This window comes from Patulibacter sp. SYSU D01012 (assembly GCF_017916475.1).
GTDB lineage: Bacteria > Actinomycetota > Thermoleophilia > Solirubrobacterales > Solirubrobacteraceae > Patulibacter.
Genome location: NZ_JAFMTB010000001.1, coordinates 855,052 through 880,244, shown reverse-complemented (window position 1 = coordinate 880,244; position 25,193 = coordinate 855,052). Strand labels below are relative to the sequence as shown.

The following is a 25,193-nucleotide window of genomic DNA, read 5'->3' as shown; positions in this document are numbered from 1 at the left end:
CAGGCGCCCCGCGCCCTACCGGCGCCGCAGTGCCCGCGGCAGCGGGCCCGGGTGGTCCGGGGCGATCCGCAGCGTGCGGATGACCGTCGCCAGCAGGTCGTAGTGGCCGACGAGGAAGAGCAGCTCGATCGCCTCCGCCTCGTCCAGGTGGGACCGCAGCAGCGACCAGGTGTCGTCGTCGAGGTCGCCGGCCAGGACGAGGTCCTCCGCGGCGAGGAGCAGCGCGCGGTCCCGGTCGTTCCAGCCCGGGGCGGCCGGGCCGGCGACGACGCGCAGCAGCTCGTCCTCCGTCAGCCCCGCATGGCGGCCCAGGCGCTCGTGGTGCTCCAGCTCGTACGTGGACCCGCGCAGGTGCGCGACGCGCAGGATCACCAGCTCGGTGTCGCGGCGGCGCAGGCGGCCCCGCGGCATCAGGCGCGCCGCGAAGCGCAGCCAGCCGCGGAACAGCCGCGGGTGGCGGGCGACCGTCGCGAACAGGTTGGGCCGCGCCGTGCCCATCGCCAGACCGAGCGCGCGGACGGTGACCGCGCCCCGCACGCCGATCGCGCGCACACCGCCGGGCGGGATCCGCGGCGGCAGCGCTGCCGCGGGGTCGCCCGTCACGGCGGGGCCCGGAACGTGGGGCGACGTGCCGGGGTCGCCGGCCACGGCGGGGCCCGGCCCGTCGGGCGACGCGCCGGGATCGCCGGCCGCCGCGGGGTCGGGAGCGTCGGGCGGCGAGCCGGTCATGGGCCGACGGTACCCGCCCGCGCCCCGCCCGACGCAGGCGCGCGCCGGACGCGACGCGCGGAGCCTCAGCGGCGGGGTCCCGAGACCTGCAGCCCCCGGGCGAATCGCGCCCCTCGCGCTCGCCGGCGCCACGCGTCGGGCGCGGCGGACCGGGCCGCGAGCGTTGCGAAACGCCGATACGGAGACGACACGACGGCGACGCGAGGCTGCGACCGGCCGGGCGCATCCTCCCGTCCATGGCCGCAGCGCCCACCGCGCCGGCCCCGATCTCCCCCGCACCCCGCACCGAGGACCCATCCCCATGCTGACCGCCCTGCTCCGTCACCCCCGCCGCCTGATCGCCACCCTGACGATGGTCCTCGCCGCCGCCGGCGTGGCCGTCGGCTCCGGCGCGACCTTCACCTCGAAGACCGCCAACGCCGCCAACACCTTCACCTCGGGCACCCTCCTGCAGAGCAACTCCAAGGACGGCGCCGCGGTCGTCACGGGCGCGAACCTCAAGCCCGGCGACACGAAGACCGGCGAGGTCACGATCAAGAACACCGGCACTCTCGCCGGCGACTTCAAGCTGGCGGAGACCAACGCGCAGAACGGCTTCTCCGCCGGCTCGCTCGCGCTGAAGATCGAGGACGTCACCGTCGCCTCCGCGCCGAAGACGGTCTACACCGGCGACCTCGGCGGCCTCGGCAGCAAGACGCTCGGCTCCTTCGCGGCCGGCGAGGCCCACACCTACCGCGTCACCGTCACGCTCGCCACGTCGGCGCCGAACGCCGACCAGGGCAAGAGCGCGACGAGCGACCTGGAGTGGACCGCCACCCCCACCGCCTGATCCTCCGCAGCACCCGCTGACGCGCCGCGCCCCGCCGACCCCGGCGGGGCGCTCTCGCGTTCCCGCGCGGCCGAACGCGGAAGGGACGCCCGAGGGCGCCCCTTCGTGGCCCCGGCCGCGGGGACGCGCGGTCGGAACAGGGCCGTGGCCGGCGAGGGCGACGGCCGGCCTCAGCCCTGCTGGGCGCCGCCGGCGACCGGCACGCCCTCGTCCTTCAGCGTCTGGTCGACCACGATGTCCCACGTCTGGTCGATCTTGCGGGCCATGGCCTCCTCGTCCGCGCGGATGGTCCGCGCGACCGCGGCAGTCTCGCCGTCGCCGGCGCGGTCGGCCAGGCGCTCGAGCAGCTGGTACGCGGCGATCTCGAGGTGCTCGGTCACGTACGCGTCGCGCATGTTCTTGCCCTCCTTGTCGCCGCGGAACAGGTCGACGAGCCCCTTGCCGAAGGCGCCGCCGAGGGCCTGCAGGTCCTTGCGGGTGGAGGCGCCCTTGCCGTGGGCGGCGAGCCGCTCCTCGAGCAGCTCGATGTGGCGGTCCGTCTCCTCGTGGTGGTGCTTGAGGTCCGCGAGGATCCGCTCGTCCTTCTGCGTGGAGATCATCGACTCCAGCATGCGCTTGACGTTGCGCTCCATCGCGTGGTTGTCCTCGATGTAGTCGACGAGCTTCCGCTCGACCTGATCGTCGGCCATGGTCTGGCTCCTTCCGGGGGTTCGGGGTGCCTGCTCGCGCATGGCTACCCGACGCCCCCGCGGACCATGCGCGTCCGGGCGGATCAGTCCTCGGCGGGGGTGAGCAGCCCGCGCTCGACGACCAGGTCGACGCCGAGCGTCTTGTAGCCCGCGTCCTCGAAGAGCACCGTCATCTGGTCCTCGCCGTAGCGCTGGACCACGCCGATCCCCCACTCGCCGTGACGCACGCGCGCCCCGACGGGGAACGGGCGCGGGGTGTCGTCGTCCTCGTCCACCCGGCCCTCGGCGCAGTTGTCGCAGGCCCCGCACGGCCCGTGGAACTCCTGGCCGAAGTACGACAGCAGCACCTCGCGCCGGCAGTCGCGCGTCTCGGCGTAGGTGCGCATCATCGCCAGGCGCGACTCCTCGTACTGGTGGCGCTGCTCGCCGGCCTCGGCGGCCTCCTCCACGGCCTGCTCGATGTCGTCCGGCGTCGCGAGCGGCTGCACCTCGCCGTCGGGCAGCACGTCCACGGCCCCGGCGTCCTCCAGGCGGCTGATCGCGGTGGTCACGCGCGAGGCGGTCATGTCGAGCTCCTCGACGATCCGCGCCGGGTCGACGGCGTCGCCGTACGACGTCACCGCGGTGGCGACGCGCTCGATCTCGTCGGCCTCGACCTGCCCGCCGCCCGCCTGGAACTTGCGCAGCCCCAGGTCCTGCGGCCGGTAGAAGAGGACCGCCTGCGCGGGCTCGCCGTCGCGGCCGGCGCGGCCGACCTCCTGCAGGTACGAGTCCAGCGACGCGGACGGGGAGTGGTGCAGCACGAAGCGCACGTTGGGCTTGTCGACGCCCATCCCGAAGGCGATCGTCGCGACGACGACGCGGATCTCGTCGTCCACGAACGCGCGCAGGACCTCCTCGCGCTCGCCCTTCGGCATGCCCCCGTGGTAGTGGCGGGCGTCGACGCCGCGGCGGCGCAGCTCCTCCGCCATCTCCTCGGCCGCGCGGCGGGTGGCGACGTAGACCAGGCCGGCGCCGTCGGTCGCCTCGACCGTCTCGAGCAGCGCGTCGTCCTTCGCCCGCTCCTCCTCGAAGCGGTGCACCTCGAGCCACAGCTCGGGACGGTCGAAGTCGCCGACGACGATCGCCGGGTCCTCCATGTGCAGCCGCTCGATGATCTCCTCGCGCACCGGCGGGGCGGCCGTGGCGGTGAGCGCCAGCACCGGCAGGCCCTGCGGCCCGCGGTCGCCGGCCAGTGCGGTGCGGGCGGCGCCCATCCGCAGGTAGTCCGGGCGGAAGTCGTGCCCCCACTCCGAGATGCAGTGCGCCTCGTCGACGACGAACAGCGCCGGGCCGGTGGCGGCCAGCTCGCCGAGGACCTCCTCGTTGGCCAGCTGCTCGGGCGCGAGCAGGACGAAGCGGGTGCGGCCGTCGCCGAGCGCCTCGAGCGCCTCGCGGCGCTGCCGGGCGCCCATCTGCGAGTTGAGGGTGACGGCCAGGTCCGCGTCGCCCGACACCTCGGCCAGCCCCTCCACCTGGTCCTGCTGCAGCGCGATGAGCGGCGAGACGACGATCGTCGGCCCGTCGGCCTTCAGCCCGGCCAGCTGGTAGATCGCGGACTTGCCCGACCCGGTGGCCATGACCGCGAGCGTGTCGCGGCCGGCCAGGACGGCGTCCAGCGCCTCGCGCTGCTCGGGACGCAGCTCCTCGATGCCGAGGACGTCGCGGGCCAGGTCGTCGACGGAGGCGGTCACCGGGCATCCGTACCCACGCCGCGGGACGAGCAATCCCGCGCCCGCCGCGCGGCGCGTCAGCCCTCCCCACGCCAGCGGAGCACCTCGAGCGCCACGGCGACCTCGAGCGCGGACTCCCGGAGCGGCCGAGGCAGCAGCGCCTCGGCCCGAGCGATCCGGCCGACGACGGTGTTGCGGTGCGCGAAGAGCGCCTCCGCCGTGCGGGTGGCGTTCCAGCCGTGCCGCAGGTACGTGCGGAGCGTCTCGCGCAGCGACGCCGCCGCGCCGGCCAGCTCGCCCAGCGCGCCGGCGACGAGCGCGTCCGCGGCGTCCTCGTCGTGCGTGACCAGCGCGACGACCTCGACGTCGCGGTGGCGCACCACGCGCGCCGCCGAGCCCAGTCGTGCCACGAGCCGCTGCGCCACGAGCGCCTGTCGGTGGCTGCGGCGGAAGCCCTCCACGCCCGGGCCGCGCTCGCCCAGCGCCAGCCGCACGCCCGGGGTGCCGGCCAGCGCGGCCTCGAGCGCGGCGGGGTCCGGGTCGTGCCGCGCGGCCGCCCAGACCCACGTGGCGGCGCTGCTCGACGACACCGCGAGCGGCCGCGCCGCCCCGACCGCGTCGGCGAGGGCCTGCGCCGCCTGCGCGAGGGCGCCGGCCGGGGCGCCCGACGCGTCGCTCCACGCGATCGCCGCGACGTGCGTGCCCTCCAGCTCGTAGGCCAGCCGCCGCGACGCCCGCGCCGGGTCGACGGGGGCGCCCTCGAGCACGAGCGTGGCCATCTCCAGGCGCTCGGCGCTCGTCCCGCGCGTCAGGTCGGCGCGCTCGCGGGCGATCCGCTCGTACGTCGCCGCCATCGTCGCGTCGACGAACGCGAAGATCGAGCGCGCCGAGACGGCGAGCAGCTCGTGCAGCACCGCGGCGTCGTCCGTGAGCGAGAACGCCATCTCCATCCACGCCTGCCAGGCGGCGTTCTGGCCGGCGCGGTACGGCTCGAGGGCGCGGCCGTCGAGGCCGCGGCGCACCAGGTCGCGCGCCAGCGTCATGGCCTCGGGCCCCGTGTGCGCCGGCACCGGCGCCCCGGGATCGCGCACGTTCGCCGCGGCCCAGTGGACGATCGTCTCGCGGTTGGCCCGGCGGAACGTCGCGAGCAGGACGGGGTCCTCGGCCACGGCGACGTCGTGCTCGGCCAGGCTCGCGTCGTCGACGCGCGCGAACATCTCCTCGGTCGCCGACGTGAGGATCCGCTCCGCGCCCTCGCGCAGCAGCGCGAGGGCGCGGTCGGACGCGGCGGGCGTGGACACCGGCGCAGCCTACCCCGGCCGGCAGTGCAGATGCACCCGTACGCGCCGCGACCGTCCCCCGGCGACCCGCCGACGCTGTGCACTCTGCCCATTCCGGGCGCGAACGCTGGCGGCCGCGCCCTTGGCGGACCGCCCCGATCGGAGGATCGTCACCGAGACCGTCCACGACCGTGATCGCCATGCCGCCCACCTCCGCCCCGCCCGTTCCCGAGACCGACACCACGCACGTCGACGTGCTCATCGTCGGCGCCGGCGTGTCCGGCATCGGCGCCGCCTACCACGTGCAGGACAAGCTGCCCGGCCGCTCCTACGCGATCCTCGAGGCCCGCGAGGACCTCGGCGGCACCTGGGACCTGTTCCGCTACCCCGGCATCCGCTCGGACTCCGACCTGCACACCTTCGGCTTCGCGTTCCGGCCCTGGACGGGCGAGAAGGCGATCGCCGACGGGCCGTCGATCCTGCGGTACATCCGCGACACCGCCGCGCAGTACGGCATCGACCGCCACATCCGCTACGGCCTGCGCGTCGTCCGCGCGGAGTGGTCGAGCGCCACCGCGCTGTGGACCGTCGACGCCGTGCGTCCCGCCACGGGCGAGACCGTCCGCACCACGGCGCGCTGGCTCTTCTGCGCCAGCGGCTACTACCGCTACGACCAGGGCTACACGCCCGACATCCCCGGGCTGGACGACTTCGCCGGCCCCGTCGTGCACCCGCAGCTGTGGCCCGAGGACCTGGACTACGACGGCAAGCGCGTCGTGGTGATCGGGTCCGGCGCGACCGCCGTGACGCTCGTCCCGGCGATGACGGACCGCGCCGCGCACGTGACGATGCTCCAGCGCTCGCCCACGTACGTCCTGCCCGTGCCGGAGCAGGACGCCGTGGCCAACCGGCTGCAGCGCCTGCTCGGCGAGAAGCGCGGCTACGCGGCCGCGCGCTGGAAGAACATCCTCAAGCAGCGCGGGATCTACGCCTTCGCGCAGCGCTTCCCGCAGGCGTCGCGCAAGCTCATCCGCTGGGTCAACGCCAAGCAGCTCGAGGGCTCGGGCGTCGACGTGGACGTGCACTTCAACCCGAAGTACGACCCGTGGGACCAGCGCCTGTGCGCCGTGCCCAACGCCGACCTGTTCCGCGTCCTGCGGTCGGGCAAGGCGTCCGTGGTGACGGACCACATCGACCGGGTGACGGAGACGGGCGTGCGGCTGCGCTCCGGGAAGGAGCTGCCCGCGGACGTCCTCATCACCGCCACCGGCCTGGACGTCCTGACCTTCGGCGGCATCGAGACGGTCGTCGACAGCCGCGAGGTGCACCTGCCCGACACCGTCGCCTACAAGGGCTGCATGCTCTCGGGCGTCCCGAACTTCGTCTTCGCCATCGGCTACACGAACTCGTCGTGGACGCTGAAGGTCGACCTGGTCGCGGAGTACCTGTGCCGGCTGATGGCGCACACCGCGGCGCAGGGCGACGACGCCGCGGTGCCCGAGGTGCCGGACGAGGAGATGGAGCTGCGGCCCTTCCTCGACTTCCAGGCCGGGTACGTCGTGCGCGCCCTGGACCGCCTGCCGAAGCAGGGGACGCAGGAGCCGTGGTTCCTGGCGATGGACTACTTCAAGGACGCCCGCTACCTGCGCCGCGGCCCGGTCGCCGACGCGCCGATGCGGTTCTTCGCCGCCGGCGCCGCCGCGGCGCCCGCCTCGCCGGCCGCCGAGGTCCGCGCGTGAGCGCGCTCCGCGGCAAGGTCTGCGTCGTCACCGGCGCCGGCTCGGGCATCGGCCGGGCCCTGGCGCACGCGCTCGTGGCCCGCGGCGCCCGCGCGGTCGCGATCTCGGACGTCGTCGAGCCGAACCTGGAGCGCGTCGCGGGCGAGCTGCGCGGCCGGGGCGCCGAGATCCACGCCGCGCGCCTGGACGTCGCCGACCGCGCCGCCGTGGCCGCGTACGCGCGCGACGTCGCCGCGCACTTCGGCGTCGTGCACCAGCTGTACAACAACGCCGGCGTGGCGGGCGGGTCGCGGACGACGCTCGACGCCGACTACGAGGACTACGAGCGCGTCCTCGCGATCAACCTGTGGGGCGTCGTCCACGGCACGCTCGAGTTCCTGCCGCACCTGGTGGCGTCCGGCGACGGCCACCTGATCAACGTCTCCAGCCTGAACGGCTACCTGGCCCAGCCGCAGCTCGGGTCGTACTGCACCGCGAAGTTCGCGGTCCGCGGGTTCACCGAGACGGTGCGCAGCGAGATGCTCCGCGACCGCAAGCCGGTGCGCGTGACCGTCGTGCACCCCGGCGGCGTGCGCACCGACATCGCCACGAACGCCCTGCGCCACGGCACCGAGCGCGAGGGCCGCGAGCCCACCGCCGCCGAGCAGGCGCGCGCGAAGCTGTACAACGAGAAGCTGCTGAAGCTGCCGGCCGACGACGCGGCGCGGATCGTCCTGGACGGCGTGGAGAAGAACCGCCCGCGCGTGCGGGTGGGCAGCGACGCGAAGGCGGTCGACCTGCTCGTCCGCCTGCTGCCGGCGCAGGCTCCGCGCCTGGCGGCGCTGCTGGACCGCCGGCTGGTGCGCTGAGCGGCCGCTGCCCCTTGACCCCACGCGCCACGCGGCTACAGTCCCGGCCATGGGCGCGTGGGGCCCCGGCCACCTCGAGAACGACGACGCCGCCGACTGGCTCGCGGACTTCGAGGAGGAGCCGACCGTCGCGATGGTGACGGCCGCGCTCGAGGCCGTCGTGGAGGAGCGCGGGTTCGTCGACGCGCCGCTCGCGTGCGAGGCGTTGGCGGCGTGCGAGGCGATCGCCGCCGCGGTCGGGCACCCGGTCGCCGACGGGACCGCCGCGCCCGACGGCGCGCCGTCGGGCGACGGCCCGGCCGGCGGGGCGCTGCCCGCCCGCGCCGGCGAGGACCACGTCGAGCGGCTCGTGCGCCTGACGGCGGACCTGCCCGAACTCGTGGACCAGGTGCCGCTGGCGCTCCGCGCGCTGCCGGTCGTCGTCGACGCCGGACGCAGCGAGCTCGCGCAGCTGTGGGCCGAGGCGGACGCCGACGACGGGCGGTCGGGCGACATCGGCTGGCTGCTGGCCGTGATGGACGTCCGCGAGCGCCTGCAGCGCGTCCCGGGTCACGGCGACTGACCCCGCCGCGCGCGCGGCCGGCGCAGGCGGCATCATGCCGTCGTCCCGATGTCCGTCCCGTTCCCGCGCGTGCTCCGGGAGGAGCCCCAGTTCCGCCTGCTCTTCACCGGCCAGGCGCTGTCCGTCGTGGGCGACCGCATCACGACGATCGCCCTGCCGTTCGCGACGCTGCACATCGGCGGCGACGCCTCCGACGTCGGGCTCGTCGCCGCCGCGCTGACCGTCCCGTTCCTGCTCTTCGCGCTGCTGGGCGGCGTGTGGGCGGACCGTCTGCCGCGCCACCGGCTCATGCTCGGATCGGACGTCGTGCGGCTGGTCGTGCAGCTCGTCGCGGCGGGGCTGCTGCTCGGGGGCGTCGCCGAAGTCTGGCACCTCGTCGTCCTGATGGCGATCTTCGGCACCGCGGACGCGTTCTTCCAGCCGGCGATGGTCGGGCTGATGCCCAGCCTGGTCCGGCCCGAGCTGCTGCAGGACGCCAACGCGCTGCGGTCGCTCACGATGTCCACGGGGCAGATCGCGGGGCCGGCGATCGGGGGCGTCCTCGTCGCCGCGCTGGGCCCCGGCGGCGCGCTCGCCGTCGACGCCGCCACGTTCGCGGTCAGCTGCACCGCGCTCGCGCTCCTGCGGCCGCGCACGGTGGCGCGCGACGTGGAGCCGGCGGCGCCGAACGCCCTGGCCGAGCTGCGCGCCGGCTTCCGCGAGGTGTGGAGCCGCGGGTGGGTGCGCGGCTTCCTGCTGCTGATGGTCGTCTACCACGTCGTCGTGCTGCCGGCGATCTTCGTCCTGGGGCCGGTGCTGGCCGACGCCGAGTACGGCGGGGCGTCGTCGTGGGCGCTCGTCAGCGTGGCGTTCGGCCTGGGCGCCGTCGTCGGCGACCTCCTGGTGCTGCGCTTCCGCCCGTCCCGCCCGCTGCTCGTCGCAGGCGTCGCGTTCGTCGTCGCGTCGTGCCAAGCCGCGATCCTGGGGTCGGGCCTGCCGATCGAGGGGATCGCGGCGCTCGAGGCCGTCACCGGGGCGGCGGTGTCGATCGGCTACACGCTGTGGGAGCTGAGCCTGCAGGAGCACATCCCCGAGGCCTCGCTGTCGCGGGTGTCGTCGTACGACTACCTCGTCACGGTCGGGCTGATGCCCGTCGGCCTGACGGTGGCGGGGCCGCTGTCGGACCTGATCGGCCTGCACGAGCTGCTGGCGATCCAGACCGTCGTGGCGATCCCGATCGCGCTGCTGGTGCTGGCGAGCCCCGCGGTGCGGGGGCTGCGCCGGAAGGCGCCCGCGGCCGGGGACGCGGCCGCGGGCGCCGCGGGCTAGGCGGACGGACGGGCCGCGCCGGCCGCCCGTCGTCCGCCGCGCCGCCCCTACGCCGGCGGGGCGTAGAGCTGCAGGTCGTTGCCCTCGGAGTCCTTGAACGGGGCGATCTTGCCCCACGGGTGGTCGGACAGGTCGCCCGAGAAGGCGACGCCCTTGTCGCGCAGCTGCGCGACGGCGTCCTCGATGGCGCCGTCGACGCCGAAGGCGATGACCGCGCCGCCGCTGCCGGCCGGGGTCTCGTCCTTGCCGGCGTTCAGGCCGATGCGCTGGTCGCCGGCCGTCACCTCGGCCCACTTGCCCTCGTGGTCGACGACCTCCAGGCCCAGGGTGTCGCGGTAGAAGCCGACGGCACGGTCCATGTCGTCGACGGGGAGCCACACGGTCTCGATCTTGCTGATCACGGGTTCGATCGCCTCTCGCGTTCGGGGTGTGCCGTGCCGCTACCCGGCTCCGGCGGCGCCAACCGTCCGCGTGCCGGTCACTCCCCGGACCCGGGCTTCGTCTGCCGCGCCTGCATCCGCGCGGTCAGCGTCTCGGGCAGCAGCTTGCCGCCGAGCGCCTGGGCCGTGTTCTGCGGCGCGCCCGCGACGACGTGGTCGTCGCCGCGCATCATCGCGTCGAAGCCCTCGCGCGCCACCTGCGCGGGATCGTCCTTCCGGCCCTGGGCCAGCTTCGTGTCCTCCATGCCCGCGCGGGCGAAGAACGCCGTGTCCGTCGGCCCGGGCTGCAGCGCCGTCACGGTGACGCCGGAGTCCTGCAGCTCGACGCGGATGCCCTCCGCGAAGAAGTGGACGAACGCCTTCGACGCGGCGTAGGTGGCCTGGTACGGGCCCGGGGCCGCGGCGGCGATCGACGAGGTGAAGAGGATCCGGCCGGCGCCCCGCTGCACCATGTCGGGCAGCAGCTCGCGCGCGACGTGCACGGGGTGGCGCACGTTCAGGTCGACCAGCCGCAGGTGGTCCTGCAGCTCGTTGTCGCGCGCGAACTCGCCGCCCACGCCGACCCCGGCGTTCAGCACCAGCGCGTCGACGGGCCGGCCCAGGCCGCGGACCTCGTCCACCAGCCGCTCGCAGCCGGCGACGGTCGCCAGGTCGACCTGGACGGCGCGGGCGTGGGTGCCCAGGCGCTGCAGGTCCTGCGCGATCGCCTCGATCCGCTCGTCCTCCGCCGCGACGACCAGGTCGAACCGCTCGCGCGCCAGCACCCGCGCCAGCTCGAGGCCGATGCCCGACGACGCGCCGGTGACGACCGCGAGCGGTCGCGGCGCCCCCGCCGCCTGCTCCGCGATCCCGTGCGACGTGTGACCCGTGCTCATGCGCCGGCCGGTGCCCTCGGCCGGATCGGGCCAAACGCGCGGGGGTCACGCGGGCGGCGCGGCGTCGGCGGCCGGGACGCCGGCCGCGGCCCACACGGCGGCGGCGCGCCCCGCGGCGCCCGGCGGCAGCGCCCCCGTCTGGCGCGGCGCGCCGGGGCGGACGACGGGGCGGACGCCCCCGACGGCGCGCCGCGCCGCGCGGTCCCGGGGCACCGGCCCGCACGGGCGCGGGGCGCCGAGCAGCGCCGCCAGGCCGGCGCCGGGAGCGGGTGCGGGGCGGCGGAGCGGCAGCGCGGAGAGCATGGGCAGCAGTCTGCGCGGCACCGGACGGTCCCACCATGGGGAATCCCCCCGGGCCCGTCCCCGACGATCCCCCGGGGCGGGCGACCGCATCCCCCGTGCCCTCGGGGCGCCGGACGGCGTGCGTTAGCGTCGATCGCATGGACGTCGTGATCGTCGGAGGCCACGGGAAGATCGCCCGCCACCTGGGGCGGCTGCTCGCCCAGCGGGGCGACACCGCCCGCGGCATCATCCGCAACCCGGACCACGCGGACGACCTGCGCGCGGACGGCATCGAGCCCGTCGTCGCGGACCTGGAGGCCGAGGAGACGACGGGCGAGTCGCTCGCCGGCGCGTTCCGCGGCGCGAGCGCGGCCGTCTTCGCCGCGGGGGCCGGCCCGGGCAGCGGCAAGGAGCGCAAGTGGACCGTGGACCACGGGGCGGCGGTGAAGACCGTCGACGCCTGCCGGCACGCGGGGATCGACCGCATCGTCGTCGTCTCCGCGATGGGCCTGGACGGGCCGCCGCGCACCGACGACGAGGTCTACGTCGAGTACCACAAGGCCAAGGCGCAGGCCGACCAGGACGTGCGCGAGAGCGGCCTGCACTACACGATCGTGCGGCCCGGGATGCTGACCGACGAGGACGGCCACGGCCGCATCCACGCCGCCCGCCAGGTCGACCGCGGGCCGATCCCGCGCGCCGACGTCGCCGCCACGCTGCTCGCCGTGCTCGACGACCCGTCGACCGTCCACTGCACGTTCGAGGTGGTCGGCGGCCCGGACGAGATCGCCGCGGCCATCGCGACGGTGTCGTCCAAGGACGGGGTGCGCGAGACGGGCGCCGCCGACGCCGAGTAGCGGCCCGCCGGCCCGCGCCTAGGCGCGGGCCGGTCCGCCGTCCGGCCGGACGAACTCCGGCTGGTCCAGCACCCGCAGCCACGTGCCGTCGGCCTGGCGGCGGGCCACCTGCGCCCGGGCCCCGGAGCCGTCGGCCGGCGGGGTCGAGGTCAGCGCCAGCTCGCCGCTGACGAGCGTCGGCAGCGGCGGCTCGGGCGCGAACCGCGGCCGGTGGGCCAGGACGTCCTCCCACAGCGCCCGGATCGCCGCGCGACCGACGGTGGTGCGGCCCGGCGGGTACGCCATCACGGCGTCCTCCTCGTACAGCGCCGCGAGGCCCTCGGCGTCGCCGGCGTTCGCCCGCTCCACGAACAGGCGGGTCAGGTCCTCGGGGCGGCGCGCGACCTCGCGCCGCGTCGCCCCGGTGTGCGTCGTGGTGCTCATGCACGCAGCGTCCCGTCCCGACCACCAGAAGTCCAACAGCTGGTCCTGCTGCGAACTAGAATCGGCAGTCATGGACCTGCGGCAGCTGGAGTACCTGGTCGCGGTCGTCGACGAGGCGAGCTTCACGCGGGCCGCCGCGCGCGTCCACATCAGCCAGTCGGGCGTGAGCGCCCAGGTGCGGCAGCTCGAGCGCGAGCTGGGGGCCGAGCTGATCGACCGCTCGGGGCGGACGGCGCGGCCGACCGCGGCGGGACGCGCCGCCCTGGAGCCCGCGCGGGCGGCGCTCGCCGCCGCGGCCGCGGTCCGCCGGGCGGTCGACGACGTGACCGGCGTCGTCCGCGGCCGCCTGGCGCTGGGGATGGTGAGCGGCTGCACCATCACGCCGCTGTTCGACGCGCTCGCGAGGTTCCGCGCCGCGCATCCCGGCGTCGAGGTGGCGCTGCGCGAGGACGACTCCGACGCCCTGCTGGCCGCGCTCCGCGCCGGCGCCCTGGACGTGGCGCTCGTCGGCACCGCGGACGAGCCGCTCGACGGCGTGGCGTCGCACGTGGTGCTGCGCGAGCCGCTCGTGGTCGCCGTGCCGACCGCGCATCCGCTCGCCGGTCGCCGGTCGCTGGCCCCGGGCGAGCTGGTCGGCCACCCGCTCGTGGCCCTGCCGCGCGGGACGGGCATCCGGACGGTGCTCGACCGGGCGGCAGCGGCGGCGGACGTCCGGCTGGCGCCGGAGCTCGAGGCCAGCGCGCCCGACGCGATCCTCGACCTGGCCGAGCGGGGCCTGGGCGCGGCTGTCGTCAGCGCGTCGATGCTCGCCGGCCGCGAGCGGCTGCGGGGGATCCCGCTGGCCGGGTCGCCGACGCTCGCCGCGCTGGCGCTCGCGTGGCGGCCGGCCGCGGCGCCGGCGGCCGCGCGGTTCGTGGCGCTCGCCCGGGACGCGTTCGGGGACTAGACCCCGGTCCAGCCGAGGATCAGCTGCGCCGTCTCGACCGGCACGTCGAGCTGCGGCGCGTGGCCCACGTCGTCGAGCTCGACCCAGTCCGCGTGCCACAGCTCGCGGCGCAGCCGTGCGGCCGCGGCGGGCCACGGCAGGATCTGGTCCTCGCGGCCCCAGACGACGCGGACGGGACAGGCGATCGCCGCCAGGTCGACCTCGTAGGGGTCCGTCGCCGCGAAGCGCAGCATCCGCCCGGCGTCGCAGCGCGCGATGCCGACCATCTGGTGGGCCAGCAGCTCGGCCGGCAGGTGCTCGTAGGCCACCGTCGTGCTGGCCGTCGCGCGCCGTCGCCCGGCGGGGGTGGCCATCAGAGTCTCGGCCTGGCCGGCGCCCGCGCGGACGGCGGCGTGCAGCCGCTCCTGCTCCGCGAGCGTGTCGGCCAGCACCGCCGAGCCCCCGCCCCAGCCGCCCGCGGGCGAGAGCGCCACGACCGACCGCGCCCGGCCGCGCGCGGCGAGCTGCAGCGCCAGGAACCCGCCGAGCGAGTTGCCGGCGACGTGCGCGGTCTCGATCCCGGCGGCGTCCATCGCGGCCTCGACCGCCGCGACCGTCGACGTCGCGGTCAGCCGCGCCGGCAGCGGCGGGCCGCCGGCGTGGCCCGGCAGCGTCAGCGCGAGCACGTCGTGCCGGCGCTCCAGGGCGGGCAGCACGAGCTCCCACGTGCGCCAGGTGTCCAGGAAGCCGTGCAGCAGCAGGAGCGGCGGCCCGGAGCCGCCGCGGTGCTGCGGCGTGAACGCGTAGGACGCGGCGGGCGGGCTCAGGCCTCCTCGCCCTCCTCGACCTGCTGGATCTGGGCCAGCAGCTCGGGCAGCACGTCGTAGAAGATCTCGACCTGGTCGTCGGGCACGTCGACGGACACGCCCTCGAAGTGCGTGTGGTCGCCGTGCTCGCGGATGCGCGGCGAGACCGTGGCGCCGGCGATGACGAAGAACGGCGCGTAGGAGAAGTAGGGCAGCCCCTCGAACTCCTCGGGCTCGAGGCCGCTGGCCTCGAGGATCTGGAGGAACCGATCCTCGAACTGGGCCTCGTCGAGGGTGATGGACGCCACCTGGGTCATGCCGACAGTGTGGCAGGGGCCGCGGGCGACGCCCTGGGCGGCGGCTACGCCTCGGCGGCGCGCCGGTCCGGCGCCGGGGTGCCGCCGCGACGGGCCCGGCGGGCGGCGGGACGGGCGGGCGCCGCCAGCCGCACCTCGCGGCGCAGCAGGGCGCTGGCGTCGTCGATGTCGAGGCCCATCCGCACGGCGGGCCCGTAGCGCGTGGGCACGGTCCGGCGGCCCTTGAAGCCCATGCGGGCGTAGAAGCCGACGGACTCCGACGCCGACACGACCTCGATCCGCGCCGCCCCGCGCCGCACGGCCTCGGCCCGGGCGTCGACGATCAGCAGGCGCCCGACGCCCGCGCCCTGCGCGTCGGGGTCGACGAACAGCCCGTCGAGCTCGCAGACGCCGTGGTGCGGGCCGAGCAGGAGGGAGAACCCGAGGAGCTCGCCCGCCTCGCTCTCCGCCACGCGGACGATGCCGGCGCGCAGCTGGGCGACGGGCACGGCGAAGACGCGGTCCGGGAGCCCCCGGCGCACCGCCCCGGACCCGCGCGAGGCGCGGCGCTCCAGCCACTCCAGGGCGCGCCCCTCGTCGACCCGCGCCGTCCTGATCCCCGCGATCTCCTCCACCCCCCGCACGTACCCGCTGGGGGTGCGGCCCATGCACGCGCGCGAGAGAATGGGGCGGATGGACGCCGACGCCTTCCGCGCCCTGCTCGCCGCGCACCCCGCGGTGGCGATCGTGCCGTTCCACGGTCGGCCCGGCGTGCGGTGCGTGCGCGTCGCCGACGCGCTGCGCCTGGTCCGGGACGCCGGCGAGGACGCGGACGAGGCGGCCGTCGACGCCCTCGTCGCCGCGCTGGGCGGCACGCGGCTGCTGCTCGTCGACCCGGCGGGGCAGGACGACGCCGCGGTCCGCCCGGCGGGACGGGGCCGTCGACGGGGCCGCGAGCGCCCGGCTCCACGGCCCCGTCGGTCGGGACCGCCGCTCGAGGACCTGGCGGTGTACGAGCTGCCGGCCCGGGTCCTCGGCCTGCGCTGACGGCGAGGACGCCGTGCCCGTGGCGGGTGCGCCATGGTGCGGGCATGACGCCGATCGAGACCGCCACGGACGCGGACGTCGAGCCCGTCGCCGGGACGCTGGCCGCCGCGTTCGCCGCCTACCCGTGGACGACCTGGACCGTCGCTGCGGACGACCATGCCCGACGCGTCCGCGACCTGCAGGCGCTGTACCTGCGCGGCGTCGGCCTGCCGCAGGGCCGCGTGCACGTCACCCCGGCCCGTGACGGCGCGGCCGTCTGGCTGCCGCCCGACGTCGCCCCGCCGGCCGACGAGGGGTTCGGTGCCGCGCTCGTGGCGGCGCACGGCGACCGCTGGGACGCCGCGCTGGCCGCGGAGGGCGTCCTCGATCCCGTGCGTCCGGACGCGCCGCACTGGACGCTCGCCACCCTCGGCGTCCACCCCGAGTCCGCCGGCCGCGGGCTCGGCACCGCCCTGCTGCGCGCCGGGCTCGAGGCGCTCGACGCCGCGGGCGAGCCGGCGTGGCTCGAGACCTCCGACCCCCGCAACGTCCGGCTGTACGAGCGCGTCGGCTTCGCGACGACGTTCGTCGTCGAGCTGCCGGACGGCGGTCCGACCGTGTGGGGCATGCGGCGCCCGGCCTGAGCGCCCCGGAGAGCGGCGGTGCGCCAACGATCGTCGGCCGCCACTACGATGCGCCGCGTGACGCCGCCGTCCTCCGGCCGCTGGCTGCGCGCCGCCCTGCTCGTGCTCGTCGCCGCCCTGCTCGCGGCTCCGGCGGCGCGGGCGGCGGTCGACGACGACGAGATCCCCTCCCGCCCCGAGCTGTACGCGAAGGCCCTGCGGAAGGACCCGGTGTACGTGAGCCCGTCGGCCGTGCGGGCCGTCCCGCCGGCCGACCTGCGCCGCCTGCGCCGGGCGGTCGCGGCGATGCCCTACCGGACGTACGTGCTGGTGGTGCCGCGCTTCTGGGGCGAGCCGGGCATGGTCGGTTCCGACGGCCTGATCGTCCAGACGCAGGACCGCCTCGGACGCCGTGGGCTCTTCGTCACGGTCGACCCCGACGGCTCGACCCTGACGGCCAAGGCCATCGAGGTGCGCGTGAAGGGCCAGGATGGACGGGCGCAGTTCGCCGCCCGGAATGCCGTCGGGCGCGACGCCTCCGTGGCGACCACCGCCATCGCGGCGCTCGACTACCTGCGCACGGGCCGCGGCGACCCGGCGTACCACGCGGAGCGCTCGTCGTACTCCTCGACGGACGCCCGCGACGTGGTGCCGTGGGTGATGATGGGCGTCGGAGCGCTCCTCGCGTTCGCGGTGCCCCTGGCCGTCTGGTGGCGTCGCGAGCGGCACCGGCGCGGTCCCCGGCCCGCGAAGCACCGGCGGCCGCGGCGCGACCCGCTGTCCGCCCCGTCGCGCGGCGAGGCGCGCCGCGAGGCGCTCGAAGCCATCGCGGCGCTCGCGAAGGAGCTCGACCGGACGGACGCCCCGCCCACCGAGGCGCTGCGCGCGTACGACGCGGCGTCGCACGTGGCCGCCGGCCGCCGGCCGGAGGTCGTCGACTGGGTGGGAGCGCAGGCCCTCGCCCAGCGGGGCCTCGCGACGCTGCACGGCCGGCCCGCCACGCCGTGCTTCTTCGACCCCCGTCACGGTGCGGGGAACCACCCGACGCGCTGGCGGCGGGGCGGCGAGGAGGTCCGCATCCCGACCTGCCGCGCCTGTGCGAAGGCGCTGCGCGACGACGAGCCGCCGGCCGTCCTCGCGGACGACGGACGTCCGTACTGGGAGCGCGACACGGTCTGGGCCACCACGGGCTTCGGCGCCATCGAGGACCGCGTCGCCGACGTGGTCCTGGCCGGTCCGGGAGGACGGCGATGAACCCCCGCGCCCTCGCGACGGCCCTCGTGCTCGCGATCCTCGCGGCGCTCGCCGCCGCCGTCCCGGCGCAGGCCGACCGCCTCGACGACGCCGCGGCCGGCCTGCGCCAGAGCCCGCTCTACGTCGATCCCGAGCTCGGCTGGACGCTCGACGCCGCGGAGCGCCAGGAGATCGTCCGCACGCTCCGCACCGCCGACGTCCCGATCCTGCTGGCCGTCCTGCCACGGCTCGACGCCGACGAGTCCGGCGGCGACGAGGACCGGACCATCCGCGGGCTGCAGGACCGGCTGCGCCGTGACGCGGTCTACGTGCTCTCGGACGAGCGGGGCGACCTCGAGCTGCGGTCGATGGGGATCCCGCGCTACCCCGGCGTGCCCTACGACGTGCTGTCGGCGGGGGTGGACGAGCGCCCCGGCGCCCTCAACGGGCTCGTCGGGCGCGTCGGCGAGGTCGTCCGCCACGTCGTCGCCGGCGAGCCCGCCGAGCCGCGCGGCCCCGTCGACGACCTCGAGCCCCTGCGCCCGGCGAACGAGCCGTACCGGGCCTCGTCCGGCGGCGGCTCCGGACTGTCGTTCGGCGGCGACGTCGTCGCGCCGTTCGTCGTCGGGGCGGTCCTCGGTCTCACGGTCGTCGCGATCGTCATCGCCGCGATGAGCGGCGTCCGGGCCGCCAAGCGGGGCCCCGATGCGTAGCGTGCCGGGCGTGCCGCAGCGCCTGCCGCTCGTCCTCGCCCTCCTCGTCGGCGTCCTCGCCGCCCTGGCCCCCACCGCGTCCGCCGCGGTCGACACCGCGAAGGTCGCCCGTGCGCTGGAGCGCGACGGCGTGTACGTCGATCCCCTGTTCCGGGACGTCGTCAGCCCCCGGCAGGAGCGGACGTTCGCCCGCCTCGCCGGCGAGGCGTCGCCGCGGACGTACATCGCGCTCGTTCCGTTGGAGCGGGGTGATCGCTTCGACGGGGACCCCCAGAAGCTCGCCACGGCGCTGCAGGGCCGGCTGGGCCCGAAGGCCGGCGCGGCCGTCTACCTGCTGCGCTCCAGCAACGGCGGCCTGCGCGCGCAGGACTACTCGACCGGCAGGTTCGCCTACCCGACGAAGGCGTCGCAGGCCGAGCGCGTGGCGCAGTACGAGGACGTCGACGGCGAACAGCCCGAATGGAACGTGCGCGAGCTGCTCCAGCGCTACTTCGCCGTCCTGAAGCAGCCGAACCTGGCGCAGCGGGCCGAGAAGGCGAAGGGCGGCGACGACGACGCGGACTACGACCGTCCCGCGGGTGGCCGCGGCACCTCGGAAGGATCCCCCGTCGGCGACGGCGGCGCGCCCGTCCTGGCGCTGGTCCTGGTCGCCGTCTTGGTGCTGGCCGCCGTCGTGGGGCTCCTGGCCCGCCGGCGCGGCGCCCGGCACGCCGACGACGCGATGCCCGTCCTGCCCGACCGCGTCTTCGAGCACGCCCGCGCCGCCCAGCGCTCCGGCCTGCGCCTGGACGCCGAGACCGAGCTGCTGCAGCTGTCCGAGCTGCTCGACGCCCAGGCGGTCCCGAACCGCGAGGCGGCGCAGGACGCCTACCAGCGGGCGCTCGACGGCTACACGGCGGCGCGCCGGACGCTGAACGGGACGGACCGCATCGTCGACGTCGTCGGGGTGCTCGTCCTCGTCGACATGGCCCGGGCCGAGCTGGCGCGCGCGAAGGACCTGGACGCGGGACGCAAGCCGCGGGTGCGCAAGGCGCTCTGCTTCTTCGACCCGCTGCACGGCCGCGCGAAGCGCACCGTCGGCTGGGAGCGCGGGCTGCAGGTGCCCGTCTGCGCGGAGTGCGCCGCGGCGATGAGCGGCCGCGGCCAGCTCGACCCGCTGCGCGACGGCGACCGGCCGTACTTCGAGGCGGACACGGTGTGGGCGCGGACCGGCTTCGGCGCGTTCGACGACGACCTGATCGGCCGCGTCTCGCGGGGCGAGTGAGCGCGCGCCGGGCGGCGCGGCGCAGCGCCGGCCCGTCGGGCGAGCGCGGGGGCACGCGGCGGCCCGCCGGACGGACGACGCGGACCCGTCGTAGCCTGCGTGCGGATGACCGCGCTCGAGATCGCCCCGTTCCCGACCGCCGGCCGCGTGCACCGCGCGGCGCTGCGGGTGGGGCCCGGCGCGACGACGCCCCCGGGCCGGGCGCGGCTGGACGCCGTCGTCGACTGGCTGCAGCAGGTCGCGTACGAGGACGTCGTCGACGCCGGCCTGGAGGGCGAGTCGCTCTGGGTCGTCCGGCGCACGCAGGTCGTGGCGCGGCGCTTCCCCGTCTTCGGCGAGCGCCTCGAGCTGCGGACCGCGGCCAGCGGCACGGGGCCCCTGGTCACCGAGCGCCGCACGAGCATCGCGGGCGAGCGCGGCGCCGCCGTCGAGGCCGCGGCGCTGTGGGTGCCGCTCGACCCCGCGACGCTGCGTCCGCGCCGCACCGAGGCCGTCGAGGCGGTCTACGGCGCCTCGGCCGCCGGCCGCCGCGTGAAGGCCCGCCTGCGCCATCCCACCCCGCCCGACGACGCCGTCGCGGTCGACTGGCGCTTCGACCGGGCCGACCTGGACGTCGCCGGCCACGTGAACAACGCCGCGTACTGGCGGGCGCTCGAGGAGGAGCTGGGCGAGCACCCCGCCGACGCGCCGCTCGCCGTCGAGGTGGAGCACCCGGCCCCCGCGTTCGCCGGCCCCGCGCGGCTGCTGCGCGCCGGCGACCGCCGCTGGCTCGTGGGCGCGGACGGCACCGTCCACGCCTCCGCGCTGCTCGTCGCGGGCGCCTAGGCCCGGGGCGGCAGCGCCTCGACGGTCGCCGGCACGCCGGCCGCGCCCACCCGCACGGCGTCCTCCGGCGCCGCCTCGGTGCGCAGCAGCGCCAGGGCGGCGGGCGCGCCGTCCGGCGCCACGACGGCCGTGCCGACGCGCCCGACCTCGCGGTCCCCGGCGACCACCGCGTCCCCCGCGGCCACGGGCGCCTGCGGACGCAGCCGACGCAGCGCCCGGTGGACGGTGCCGCTGCGCTGCTGCCGCAGCACGGTCTGCAGGCCTGGGTAGGTGCCGGCGTCCGTGGCGACGAGCGCCGGGACGATGCCCGCCTCGGCCGGCAGCGTCCGCTCGTCGACGTCGACGCCGAACCGGGGCACGCCGTCCTGCACCCGCAGCAGGTCGTGCAGCCCGGCGTCGGCGACGGGGACCCCCGCGGCGTGCAGGGCCCGGCCGAGCGCCTCGCCGTGGTCGGCCGCCACCCGCAGGTCCGCGCCGCGCGGCGTCGCGATCGCCTGCGCCCAGACGCCGCCCACGCGCACGACGCGGTGCGCGTGCACGGGCAGCTCGCCCGGCAGGCCGGCCGCCTGCCGCGCCTGCGGCCCGACGACGGCGACCGTGACGAGCGCCGGCGTCTCGAGGACGACGTCCCAGCCGACGGTGCCGCGGCGCAGCGCGGCGAGCCGCTCGTCGTGGCCGGCCGCGTCGGCGTCCAGCACCAGACCCTCCGGACCGTGCAGCGCGCGCAGGATCCCGAGCAGCGTGCCCTTCGGCGCCAGCAGCGCGGCGCCGAGCCCCTCCCCCGGCGCCAGCCCGGACACGGGGCGCGTCAGGTGCGCGTCCAGGTACGGGCCCGCGTCGCGGCCGCCCACCACGACGTGCGAGCGCGGCGGCACCGGCACGGCGACGGCCGCGGTCCGCGTCCGCTCCAGGGCGTCGGCGAGCCCCAGGGGTCCGCCGTGGGGTGCTGCGGGCAGGTCGGGCGCCATCGGGGCTCCTTCGGTCGGGGGCTTCGCGGGACCGTGGCCCCGTCCGCATCATCGCCCCTGCGGCCCGGCCCGCGGCCCGTCCCCGCAGGCCGGCGCGCCCGCCCGCGTATCGTCGGTCCCATGGAGCTCGAGATCTGGTCCGACGTGGCCTGCCCCTTCTGCTACATCGGCAAGCGGCAGATCGAGGCCGCGCTGGAGCGCTTCGACCACCGGGACGACGTGCAGGTCCGCTGGCGCTCGTTCCAGCTGGACCCGACGACGCCGAAGGTCGTCGACGGCACGATCGACGAGCTGCTGGCGACGAAGTACGGGCGCTCCGTCGAGGAGGCGCACGAGATGAACGCCCGCGTGATCGGGATGGCCGAGGGCGTCGGCCTGCGCTACGACTTCGACGCGCTGAAGCCGAGCAACACGTACGACGCGCACCGCGTGATCCAGCTCGCCCGCGAGCGCGGCGTGCAGGACGCGGTGAAGGAGCGGCTGCTGCGCGGCTACTTCGTCGAGGGCGAGCGGCTGAGCGACCACGCCACGCTCGCCCGCCTGGCCGGCGACGCCGGGCTGGACGCCGCCGAGGTGGCGGGCGTCCTGGCGGACGAGCGCGCCTACGCCGCCGACGTCGACGCCGACCTGGAGCTGGCCCGCGAGTTCGGCCTGTCCGGCGTGCCGTCCTTCGTGATCGACCGCCGCTACCTCGTCACGGGCGCCCAGCCGGCCGACGCGCTGCTCTCCGCGCTCGACCAGGCGTGGGCGGAGCGCCAGCCGGCCTAGCGGCGCAGCGGCGGCGCCTGCAGGTAGCGCCGCATCCGCCGCGCGAACGCCTCCGGCTTCTCCGCGTAGACGCGGCGGCCGCGCGCCCGGGCGTCGGCCAGCAGCTCGGCGCGCTGCTCCGCGACGAGCGGCAGCAGCGCGTCCGTGTCGAGCGGCACCCCGGCCGCCGGGCCCCGCGGGTCGCGCAGCAGCGCGTCGAGCTCGCTCAGGTCGTGGTCGTCGCCGAGCACCTGCGAGAGCGCCTTGGCCTCCTTCGCCTGCACGTCGAGCAGCTCGGGCCACGCGTCGCCGAGCAGCTCCTGCTGGTACCACAGGTCCTTCACGCGCTTGCGCCAGTCGTGCAGCCGCTCGGCCGTCGGCTCGGCGTCCGCCGCCGCGAACGCCAGGCGGCCGCGCTCGTACGTCCGCGCGATGCCGGCCACGAGCGCCGCGCGCTCCTGCACGTCGAGCGCCCCCTTCGCCACCCGCGCGTCGATCCGGCGCAGCTCCTCGACCGCGGCCGACGTCTCCTCCTCGCCCGTGGGGATGCGCGCGACGAGCGCCTCGCGCAGCCGGTCGAACGTCGCCCCGGGGACCTGCCCGGCGAAGCGCGCGTGCAGGCGGTCGAGCGTCTCGACCATCGCCGCGGCCTCGCGGCGGGCGCCGAGCGAGCGGGCGACCTCGCGGAGCGCGGCGCTCTCGCGGCGGTAGCGCTTCTTCGGCACGCCCGCGCGCAGCAGGCGGACGAGCGAGCGGGTGCGCTTGAGGTCCTTGCGCGCCTCGTGGACGGCGGTGGCGTGGTCACCGGAGCGCCGGCCGGACAGCTCGTCGATCACGCGCTCCAGGCGCTCCCGGGTGACGCGGCGGGTGGAGTCGGCGACGGGGCGCTCGAGGTCGAGGCGGAAGCTCACGGACGGGATCCTCGGTCGGGGTCACCGCACTCGTACCCGTCGCTCGGGCCGTCCACCCGCACCGTTCCCTTGTGTACAGGTGAACAGCGAATGGACATCCGTCGAGGACGAGGGCGCTTTACGCGCGACACTCTAGGCTGACGCGCGTGCGTGTTCCACCGTCCATCGGCCGGGACGACCTGCCCGGCGCCCTGCGACTGCCCGGGCATCCGTCGTGGGACGCGGCGCGCTCAGCGTTCAACCTGGCCGTCGACCAGCGGCCGGCCGCGGTGCTCATGGCGTCCGGCCCGGGCGGCGTCGTCGAGGCCATCGCCTACGCGCGCGAGCACGGGCTCCGCGTGGCCGCGCAGAGCACCGGGCACGGCGCCGCGCCGATGGGGCCGCTCGACCGCACGCTGCTCGTCCGCACCGCCGGCATGTCCGCCGTCCGCGTGGACCCCGTCGCCCGCGTGGCCCACGTCGGGGCCGGAGTCACCTGGGCCCAGGTGCAGACCGCGCTCGCCCCCCACGGCCTGGCCGCACTGGCGGGCACGTCGGCCACGGTCGGCGTCGCCGGCTACGTCCTCGGCGGCGGCGTGGGCTGGCTCGCCCGCCGCCACGGACTGGCGTCCTCGTCCCTGCGCGCCGCCGACGTGGTGACCGCCGCCGGCGAGCGGCTGCGCGTCGACGTCGCGTCGCAGCCCGCCCTGCTGTGGGCGCTCCGCGGCGGCGGGGGGTCGTTCGCGCTCGTCACGGCGCTCGAGCTCGACCTCTTCCCGGTGTCGACGGTGCAGGGCGGCGTGCTCTTCTGGCCCCTGGACCGGGCGCCCGAGGTGCTGCGCGCCTGGCGCGACTGGACGACCGACCTGCCGGACGACCTGACGTCGGTGGGGCGGCTGCTGCGCCTACCGCCGGCGCCCGAGCTGCCCGAGCCGCTGCGCGGCCAGGACGTCGTGGCCGTCGAGATCGCCGACCTGGGGGCGGCCGAGGACGCCGACGCGCGCGTCGCCCCGCTGCGGGCGCTCGCGCCGTTCGTCGACACCTTCGGTCCGATGCCGGCGACCGCGCTGCACGACCTGCACATGGACCCGCCCGTCGCCGTCCCCGCCGCCGGCGACCACCTGCTGCTGCGGGACCTGCCGGACGAGGCGCTCGACGCGCTCGTCGCGGCCGCGGGCGCCGGATCCGGGTCGCCGCTGCTCTCCGCCGAGCTGCGGCACCTGGGCGGCGCGCTCGCCCGGCCCGTCGACGGCGCGCTGGACCGCATCGACGCGGCCTACGCCCTCTACGCCGTCGGGATGACGGGCCACCCGGACGCCACCACGGCGGTGGCGTCGCACCTGGCGGCGCTGCGGACGGCGATGACGCCGTGGTCCACCGGGCGCGAGCTGCTGACGTTCAGCGAGCAGCCCACGGGGCCGCAGAACCTGTTCGCCCCGGAGGCGTTCCGGCGCCTGCAGGCGGTCAAGGCCGCGTACGACCCCGACGGCCTGCTGCGCGGCAACCACGACGTGGTCGCCGCGCGCTGACGCGGGCCGGCTAGGCCGCGACGTCGTCCGGCGCGGCGTCCTGCTGCGCGCGGCGGTACTTCGCGGCGGTGCGGGCGCGGCCGGGGATCGCGATCGGCGCGCGCTCCCGGATCTCCTCCATCAGCCGCGTCACGAAGGCGCCCGGCGCCTCGCCCGGGGCCATCGGGCCGCCGGCGGGCGGGAAGAAGTCGATCTCGATCCGCGGCCGCTTCGGGGCGCGGACGACGTCGACGGTGCCGCGCGTGGCGACGCAGACGACCGCGGCCTCGGGGACCGCCGCCGCCAGCCGCCCGACGCCGCTGCGGGGGCGCAGGTAGCCGCCGCGCGAGATCGTGCCCTCGGGGAAGACGCCGATGCACGCGCCGCCGCGCAGCTCGGCGATCGCGGTGTCGAGCGCGTGGACGTCGCCCTTGCCGCGCTCGATCGGGATCTGCCCCATCCCGTCGAGGACCTTCGCCAGCGGCTTCGTCTTCCACAGGCTCGACTTGGCGAGCGCGCGGATCTGCCGCACCGGCAGCCCGGCGACGCCGATGGCCACCGGGTCCCAGTACGAGTCGTGGTTGCCGACGACGAGCAGCGGCCCCTCCGGCGGCAGGTGCTCCAGGCCGGTGACGCGCAGGCGCCCCCACCACGAGATCGTCGGCGTGCACGCCGCCATCGCGGCGCGGTACGTCGGCGTGATGCGCTCGACCCGGCGGGGGAGCGGCGCGGAGGACGTGCGGCGGGCGGACACGGCCCGCATCATGCCAGCGGCGGGGCGCCCTGGGACGCCCCG

29 protein-coding genes are annotated in these 25,193 nt (G+C 76.9%); 15 read left to right on the top strand and 14 right to left on the bottom strand.

Annotated elements, in window-relative coordinates:
• Positions 1 to 15 precede the first annotated feature (15 nt).
• Positions 16 to 729, bottom strand: coding sequence for a carboxymuconolactone decarboxylase family protein (locus tag J3P29_RS03945; RefSeq protein WP_210491732.1), 714 nt, complete (start codon positions 727 to 729; stop codon positions 16 to 18).
• Between the two features lie 301 nt (positions 730 to 1,030).
• Between J3P29_RS03945 and J3P29_RS03940 the strand changes: the two genes are divergently transcribed.
• Positions 1,031 to 1,558, top strand: a complete 528-nt coding sequence (locus J3P29_RS03940; protein WP_210491731.1) for a TasA family protein — start codon at positions 1,031 to 1,033, stop codon at positions 1,556 to 1,558.
• Positions 1,559 to 1,728: 170 nt separating this feature from the next.
• On the opposite strand, the gene J3P29_RS03935 is transcribed toward J3P29_RS03940, so the two are convergent.
• The 3 genes from J3P29_RS03935 to J3P29_RS20620 form a co-directional block, all read right to left on the bottom strand.
• Positions 1,729 to 2,247 (bottom strand): DUF892 family protein, encoded by a 519-nt coding sequence (locus J3P29_RS03935; protein WP_210491730.1) that lies wholly within the window; start codon positions 2,245 to 2,247, stop codon positions 1,729 to 1,731.
• Positions 2,248 to 2,330: 83 nt separating this feature from the next.
• A complete protein-coding gene (locus tag J3P29_RS03930) occupies positions 2,331 to 3,980 on the bottom strand; it encodes a RecQ family ATP-dependent DNA helicase (protein WP_210491729.1) in 1,650 nt (549 codons plus the stop codon).
• A gap of 56 nt (positions 3,981 to 4,036) precedes the next feature.
• Positions 4,037 to 5,260 (bottom strand): helix-turn-helix domain-containing protein, encoded by a 1,224-nt coding sequence (locus J3P29_RS20620; protein ID WP_210491728.1) that lies wholly within the window; start codon positions 5,258 to 5,260, stop codon positions 4,037 to 4,039.
• 179 nt (positions 5,261 to 5,439) lie between these two features.
• Here J3P29_RS20620 and J3P29_RS03920 point away from each other — a divergent pair, with 179 nt between their 5' ends.
• The 4 genes from J3P29_RS03920 to J3P29_RS03905 are packed head-to-tail and all read left to right on the top strand — an operon-like array spanning position 5,440 to position 9,696.
• A complete protein-coding gene (locus tag J3P29_RS03920; RefSeq protein WP_210491727.1) occupies positions 5,440 to 6,978 on the top strand; it encodes an NAD(P)/FAD-dependent oxidoreductase in 1,539 nt (512 codons plus the stop codon).
• Positions 6,975 to 7,826 (top strand): SDR family oxidoreductase, encoded by an 852-nt coding sequence (locus J3P29_RS03915; protein ID WP_210491726.1) that lies wholly within the window; start codon positions 6,975 to 6,977, stop codon positions 7,824 to 7,826. Before J3P29_RS03920 ends, J3P29_RS03915 begins: the two co-directional genes overlap by 4 nt.
• Positions 7,827 to 7,875: 49 nt before the next feature.
• The gene (locus tag J3P29_RS03910) at positions 7,876 to 8,388 is read left to right on the top strand and encodes a DUF4259 domain-containing protein (protein WP_210491725.1); all 513 of its coding nucleotides are present in this window, start codon (positions 7,876 to 7,878) and stop codon (positions 8,386 to 8,388) included.
• 48 nt (positions 8,389 to 8,436) lie between these two features.
• Complete coding sequence (locus J3P29_RS03905; protein WP_210491724.1) at positions 8,437 to 9,696, top strand: MFS transporter; 1,260 nt, start codon at positions 8,437 to 8,439, stop codon at positions 9,694 to 9,696.
• A 47-nt stretch (positions 9,697 to 9,743) separates the two neighbouring features.
• Here the strand turns inward: J3P29_RS03905 and J3P29_RS03900 are convergent, their stop codons facing one another.
• The 3 genes from J3P29_RS03900 to J3P29_RS03890 form a co-directional block, all read right to left on the bottom strand.
• Complete coding sequence (locus tag J3P29_RS03900; protein ID WP_210491723.1) at positions 9,744 to 10,097, bottom strand: VOC family protein; 354 nt, start codon at positions 10,095 to 10,097, stop codon at positions 9,744 to 9,746.
• Positions 10,098 to 10,174: 77 nt separating this feature from the next.
• Positions 10,175 to 11,011 (bottom strand): SDR family NAD(P)-dependent oxidoreductase, encoded by an 837-nt coding sequence (locus tag J3P29_RS03895; RefSeq protein ID WP_210491722.1) that lies wholly within the window; start codon positions 11,009 to 11,011, stop codon positions 10,175 to 10,177.
• 45 nt (positions 11,012 to 11,056) lie between these two features.
• Entirely contained in the window at positions 11,057 to 11,314 is a 258-nt protein-coding gene (locus J3P29_RS03890; protein ID WP_210491721.1) for a hypothetical protein, read from the bottom strand.
• Positions 11,315 to 11,451: 137 nt separating this feature from the next.
• On the opposite strand from J3P29_RS03890, the gene J3P29_RS03885 reads away from it, so the two are divergent.
• Complete coding sequence (locus J3P29_RS03885; protein ID WP_210491720.1) at positions 11,452 to 12,150, top strand: SDR family oxidoreductase; 699 nt, start codon at positions 11,452 to 11,454, stop codon at positions 12,148 to 12,150.
• An 18-nt stretch (positions 12,151 to 12,168) separates the two neighbouring features.
• Here J3P29_RS03885 and J3P29_RS03880 read toward each other — a convergent pair whose 3' ends face one another.
• Positions 12,169 to 12,573, bottom strand: coding sequence for a nuclear transport factor 2 family protein (locus tag J3P29_RS03880; protein ID WP_210491719.1), 405 nt, complete (start codon positions 12,571 to 12,573; stop codon positions 12,169 to 12,171).
• A gap of 70 nt (positions 12,574 to 12,643) precedes the next feature.
• On the opposite strand from J3P29_RS03880, the gene J3P29_RS03875 reads away from it, so the two are divergent.
• Complete coding sequence (locus tag J3P29_RS03875) at positions 12,644 to 13,519, top strand: LysR family transcriptional regulator (RefSeq protein ID WP_210491718.1); 876 nt, start codon at positions 12,644 to 12,646, stop codon at positions 13,517 to 13,519.
• On the opposite strand, the gene J3P29_RS03870 is transcribed toward J3P29_RS03875, so the two are convergent.
• The 3 genes from J3P29_RS03870 to J3P29_RS03860 all read right to left on the bottom strand — a co-directional run bounded on the left by J3P29_RS03870 (position 13,516) and on the right by J3P29_RS03860 (position 15,268).
• On the bottom strand, positions 13,516 to 14,256 hold the full coding sequence (locus J3P29_RS03870; protein ID WP_349239802.1) for an alpha/beta hydrolase: 741 nt from the start codon (positions 14,254 to 14,256) through the stop codon (positions 13,516 to 13,518). The genes J3P29_RS03875 and J3P29_RS03870 overlap by 4 nt on opposite strands.
• Positions 14,257 to 14,321: 65 nt before the next feature.
• Complete coding sequence (locus tag J3P29_RS03865) at positions 14,322 to 14,621, bottom strand: hypothetical protein (RefSeq protein WP_210491717.1); 300 nt, start codon at positions 14,619 to 14,621, stop codon at positions 14,322 to 14,324.
• Positions 14,622 to 14,665: 44 nt separating this feature from the next.
• Positions 14,666 to 15,268, bottom strand: a complete 603-nt coding sequence (locus J3P29_RS03860) for a GNAT family N-acetyltransferase (protein WP_210491716.1) — start codon at positions 15,266 to 15,268, stop codon at positions 14,666 to 14,668.
• 25 nt (positions 15,269 to 15,293) lie between these two features.
• Here J3P29_RS03860 and J3P29_RS03855 point away from each other — a divergent pair, with 25 nt between their 5' ends.
• From J3P29_RS03855 to J3P29_RS03830, 6 genes are all read left to right on the top strand, one after another.
• A complete protein-coding gene (locus J3P29_RS03855; RefSeq protein WP_210491715.1) occupies positions 15,294 to 15,647 on the top strand; it encodes a hypothetical protein in 354 nt (117 codons plus the stop codon).
• Between the two features lie 44 nt (positions 15,648 to 15,691).
• Positions 15,692 to 16,270: a GNAT family N-acetyltransferase gene (locus tag J3P29_RS03850; RefSeq protein ID WP_210491714.1), complete on the top strand. Its 579-nt coding sequence runs from the start codon at positions 15,692 to 15,694 to the stop codon at positions 16,268 to 16,270.
• A gap of 57 nt (positions 16,271 to 16,327) precedes the next feature.
• Entirely contained in the window at positions 16,328 to 17,503 is a 1,176-nt protein-coding gene (locus J3P29_RS03845) for a hypothetical protein (RefSeq protein ID WP_210491713.1), read from the top strand.
• Positions 17,500 to 18,195 carry a hypothetical protein gene (locus J3P29_RS03840; protein ID WP_210491712.1) on the top strand — a complete coding sequence of 232 codons (696 nt, stop codon included), beginning with the start codon at positions 17,500 to 17,502 and terminating at the stop codon, positions 18,193 to 18,195. The genes J3P29_RS03845 and J3P29_RS03840 overlap by 4 nt, the downstream gene beginning before the upstream one ends.
• 10 nt (positions 18,196 to 18,205) lie before the next feature.
• A complete protein-coding gene (locus tag J3P29_RS03835; RefSeq protein WP_210491711.1) occupies positions 18,206 to 19,459 on the top strand; it encodes a hypothetical protein in 1,254 nt (417 codons plus the stop codon).
• A gap of 105 nt (positions 19,460 to 19,564) precedes the next feature.
• Positions 19,565 to 20,284, top strand: a complete 720-nt coding sequence (locus tag J3P29_RS03830) for an acyl-ACP thioesterase domain-containing protein (protein ID WP_210491710.1) — start codon at positions 19,565 to 19,567, stop codon at positions 20,282 to 20,284.
• Here the strand turns inward: J3P29_RS03830 and J3P29_RS03825 are convergent.
• Positions 20,281 to 21,252: a hypothetical protein gene (locus J3P29_RS03825; RefSeq protein ID WP_210491709.1), complete on the bottom strand. Its 972-nt coding sequence runs from the start codon at positions 21,250 to 21,252 to the stop codon at positions 20,281 to 20,283. The two genes, J3P29_RS03830 and J3P29_RS03825, sit on opposite strands and share 4 nt — an antisense overlap.
• Before the next feature lie 120 nt (positions 21,253 to 21,372).
• On the opposite strand from J3P29_RS03825, the gene J3P29_RS03820 reads away from it, so the two are divergent.
• The gene (locus J3P29_RS03820; RefSeq protein ID WP_210491708.1) at positions 21,373 to 22,020 is read left to right on the top strand and encodes a DsbA family oxidoreductase; all 648 of its coding nucleotides are present in this window, start codon (positions 21,373 to 21,375) and stop codon (positions 22,018 to 22,020) included.
• Here the strand turns inward: J3P29_RS03820 and J3P29_RS03815 are convergent.
• Positions 22,017 to 22,910 (bottom strand): CHAD domain-containing protein, encoded by an 894-nt coding sequence (locus J3P29_RS03815; RefSeq protein WP_210491707.1) that lies wholly within the window; start codon positions 22,908 to 22,910, stop codon positions 22,017 to 22,019. The genes J3P29_RS03820 and J3P29_RS03815 overlap by 4 nt on opposite strands.
• A gap of 146 nt (positions 22,911 to 23,056) precedes the next feature.
• On the opposite strand from J3P29_RS03815, the gene J3P29_RS03810 reads away from it, so the two are divergent.
• The gene (locus J3P29_RS03810) at positions 23,057 to 24,418 is read left to right on the top strand and encodes an FAD-binding oxidoreductase (RefSeq protein WP_210491706.1); all 1,362 of its coding nucleotides are present in this window, start codon (positions 23,057 to 23,059) and stop codon (positions 24,416 to 24,418) included.
• Positions 24,419 to 24,428: 10 nt separating this feature from the next.
• Here the strand turns inward: J3P29_RS03810 and J3P29_RS03805 are convergent, their stop codons facing one another.
• Positions 24,429 to 25,151: a lysophospholipid acyltransferase family protein gene (locus tag J3P29_RS03805; RefSeq protein ID WP_349239762.1), complete on the bottom strand. Its 723-nt coding sequence runs from the start codon at positions 25,149 to 25,151 to the stop codon at positions 24,429 to 24,431.
• Positions 25,152 to 25,193: the final 42 nt, after the last annotated feature.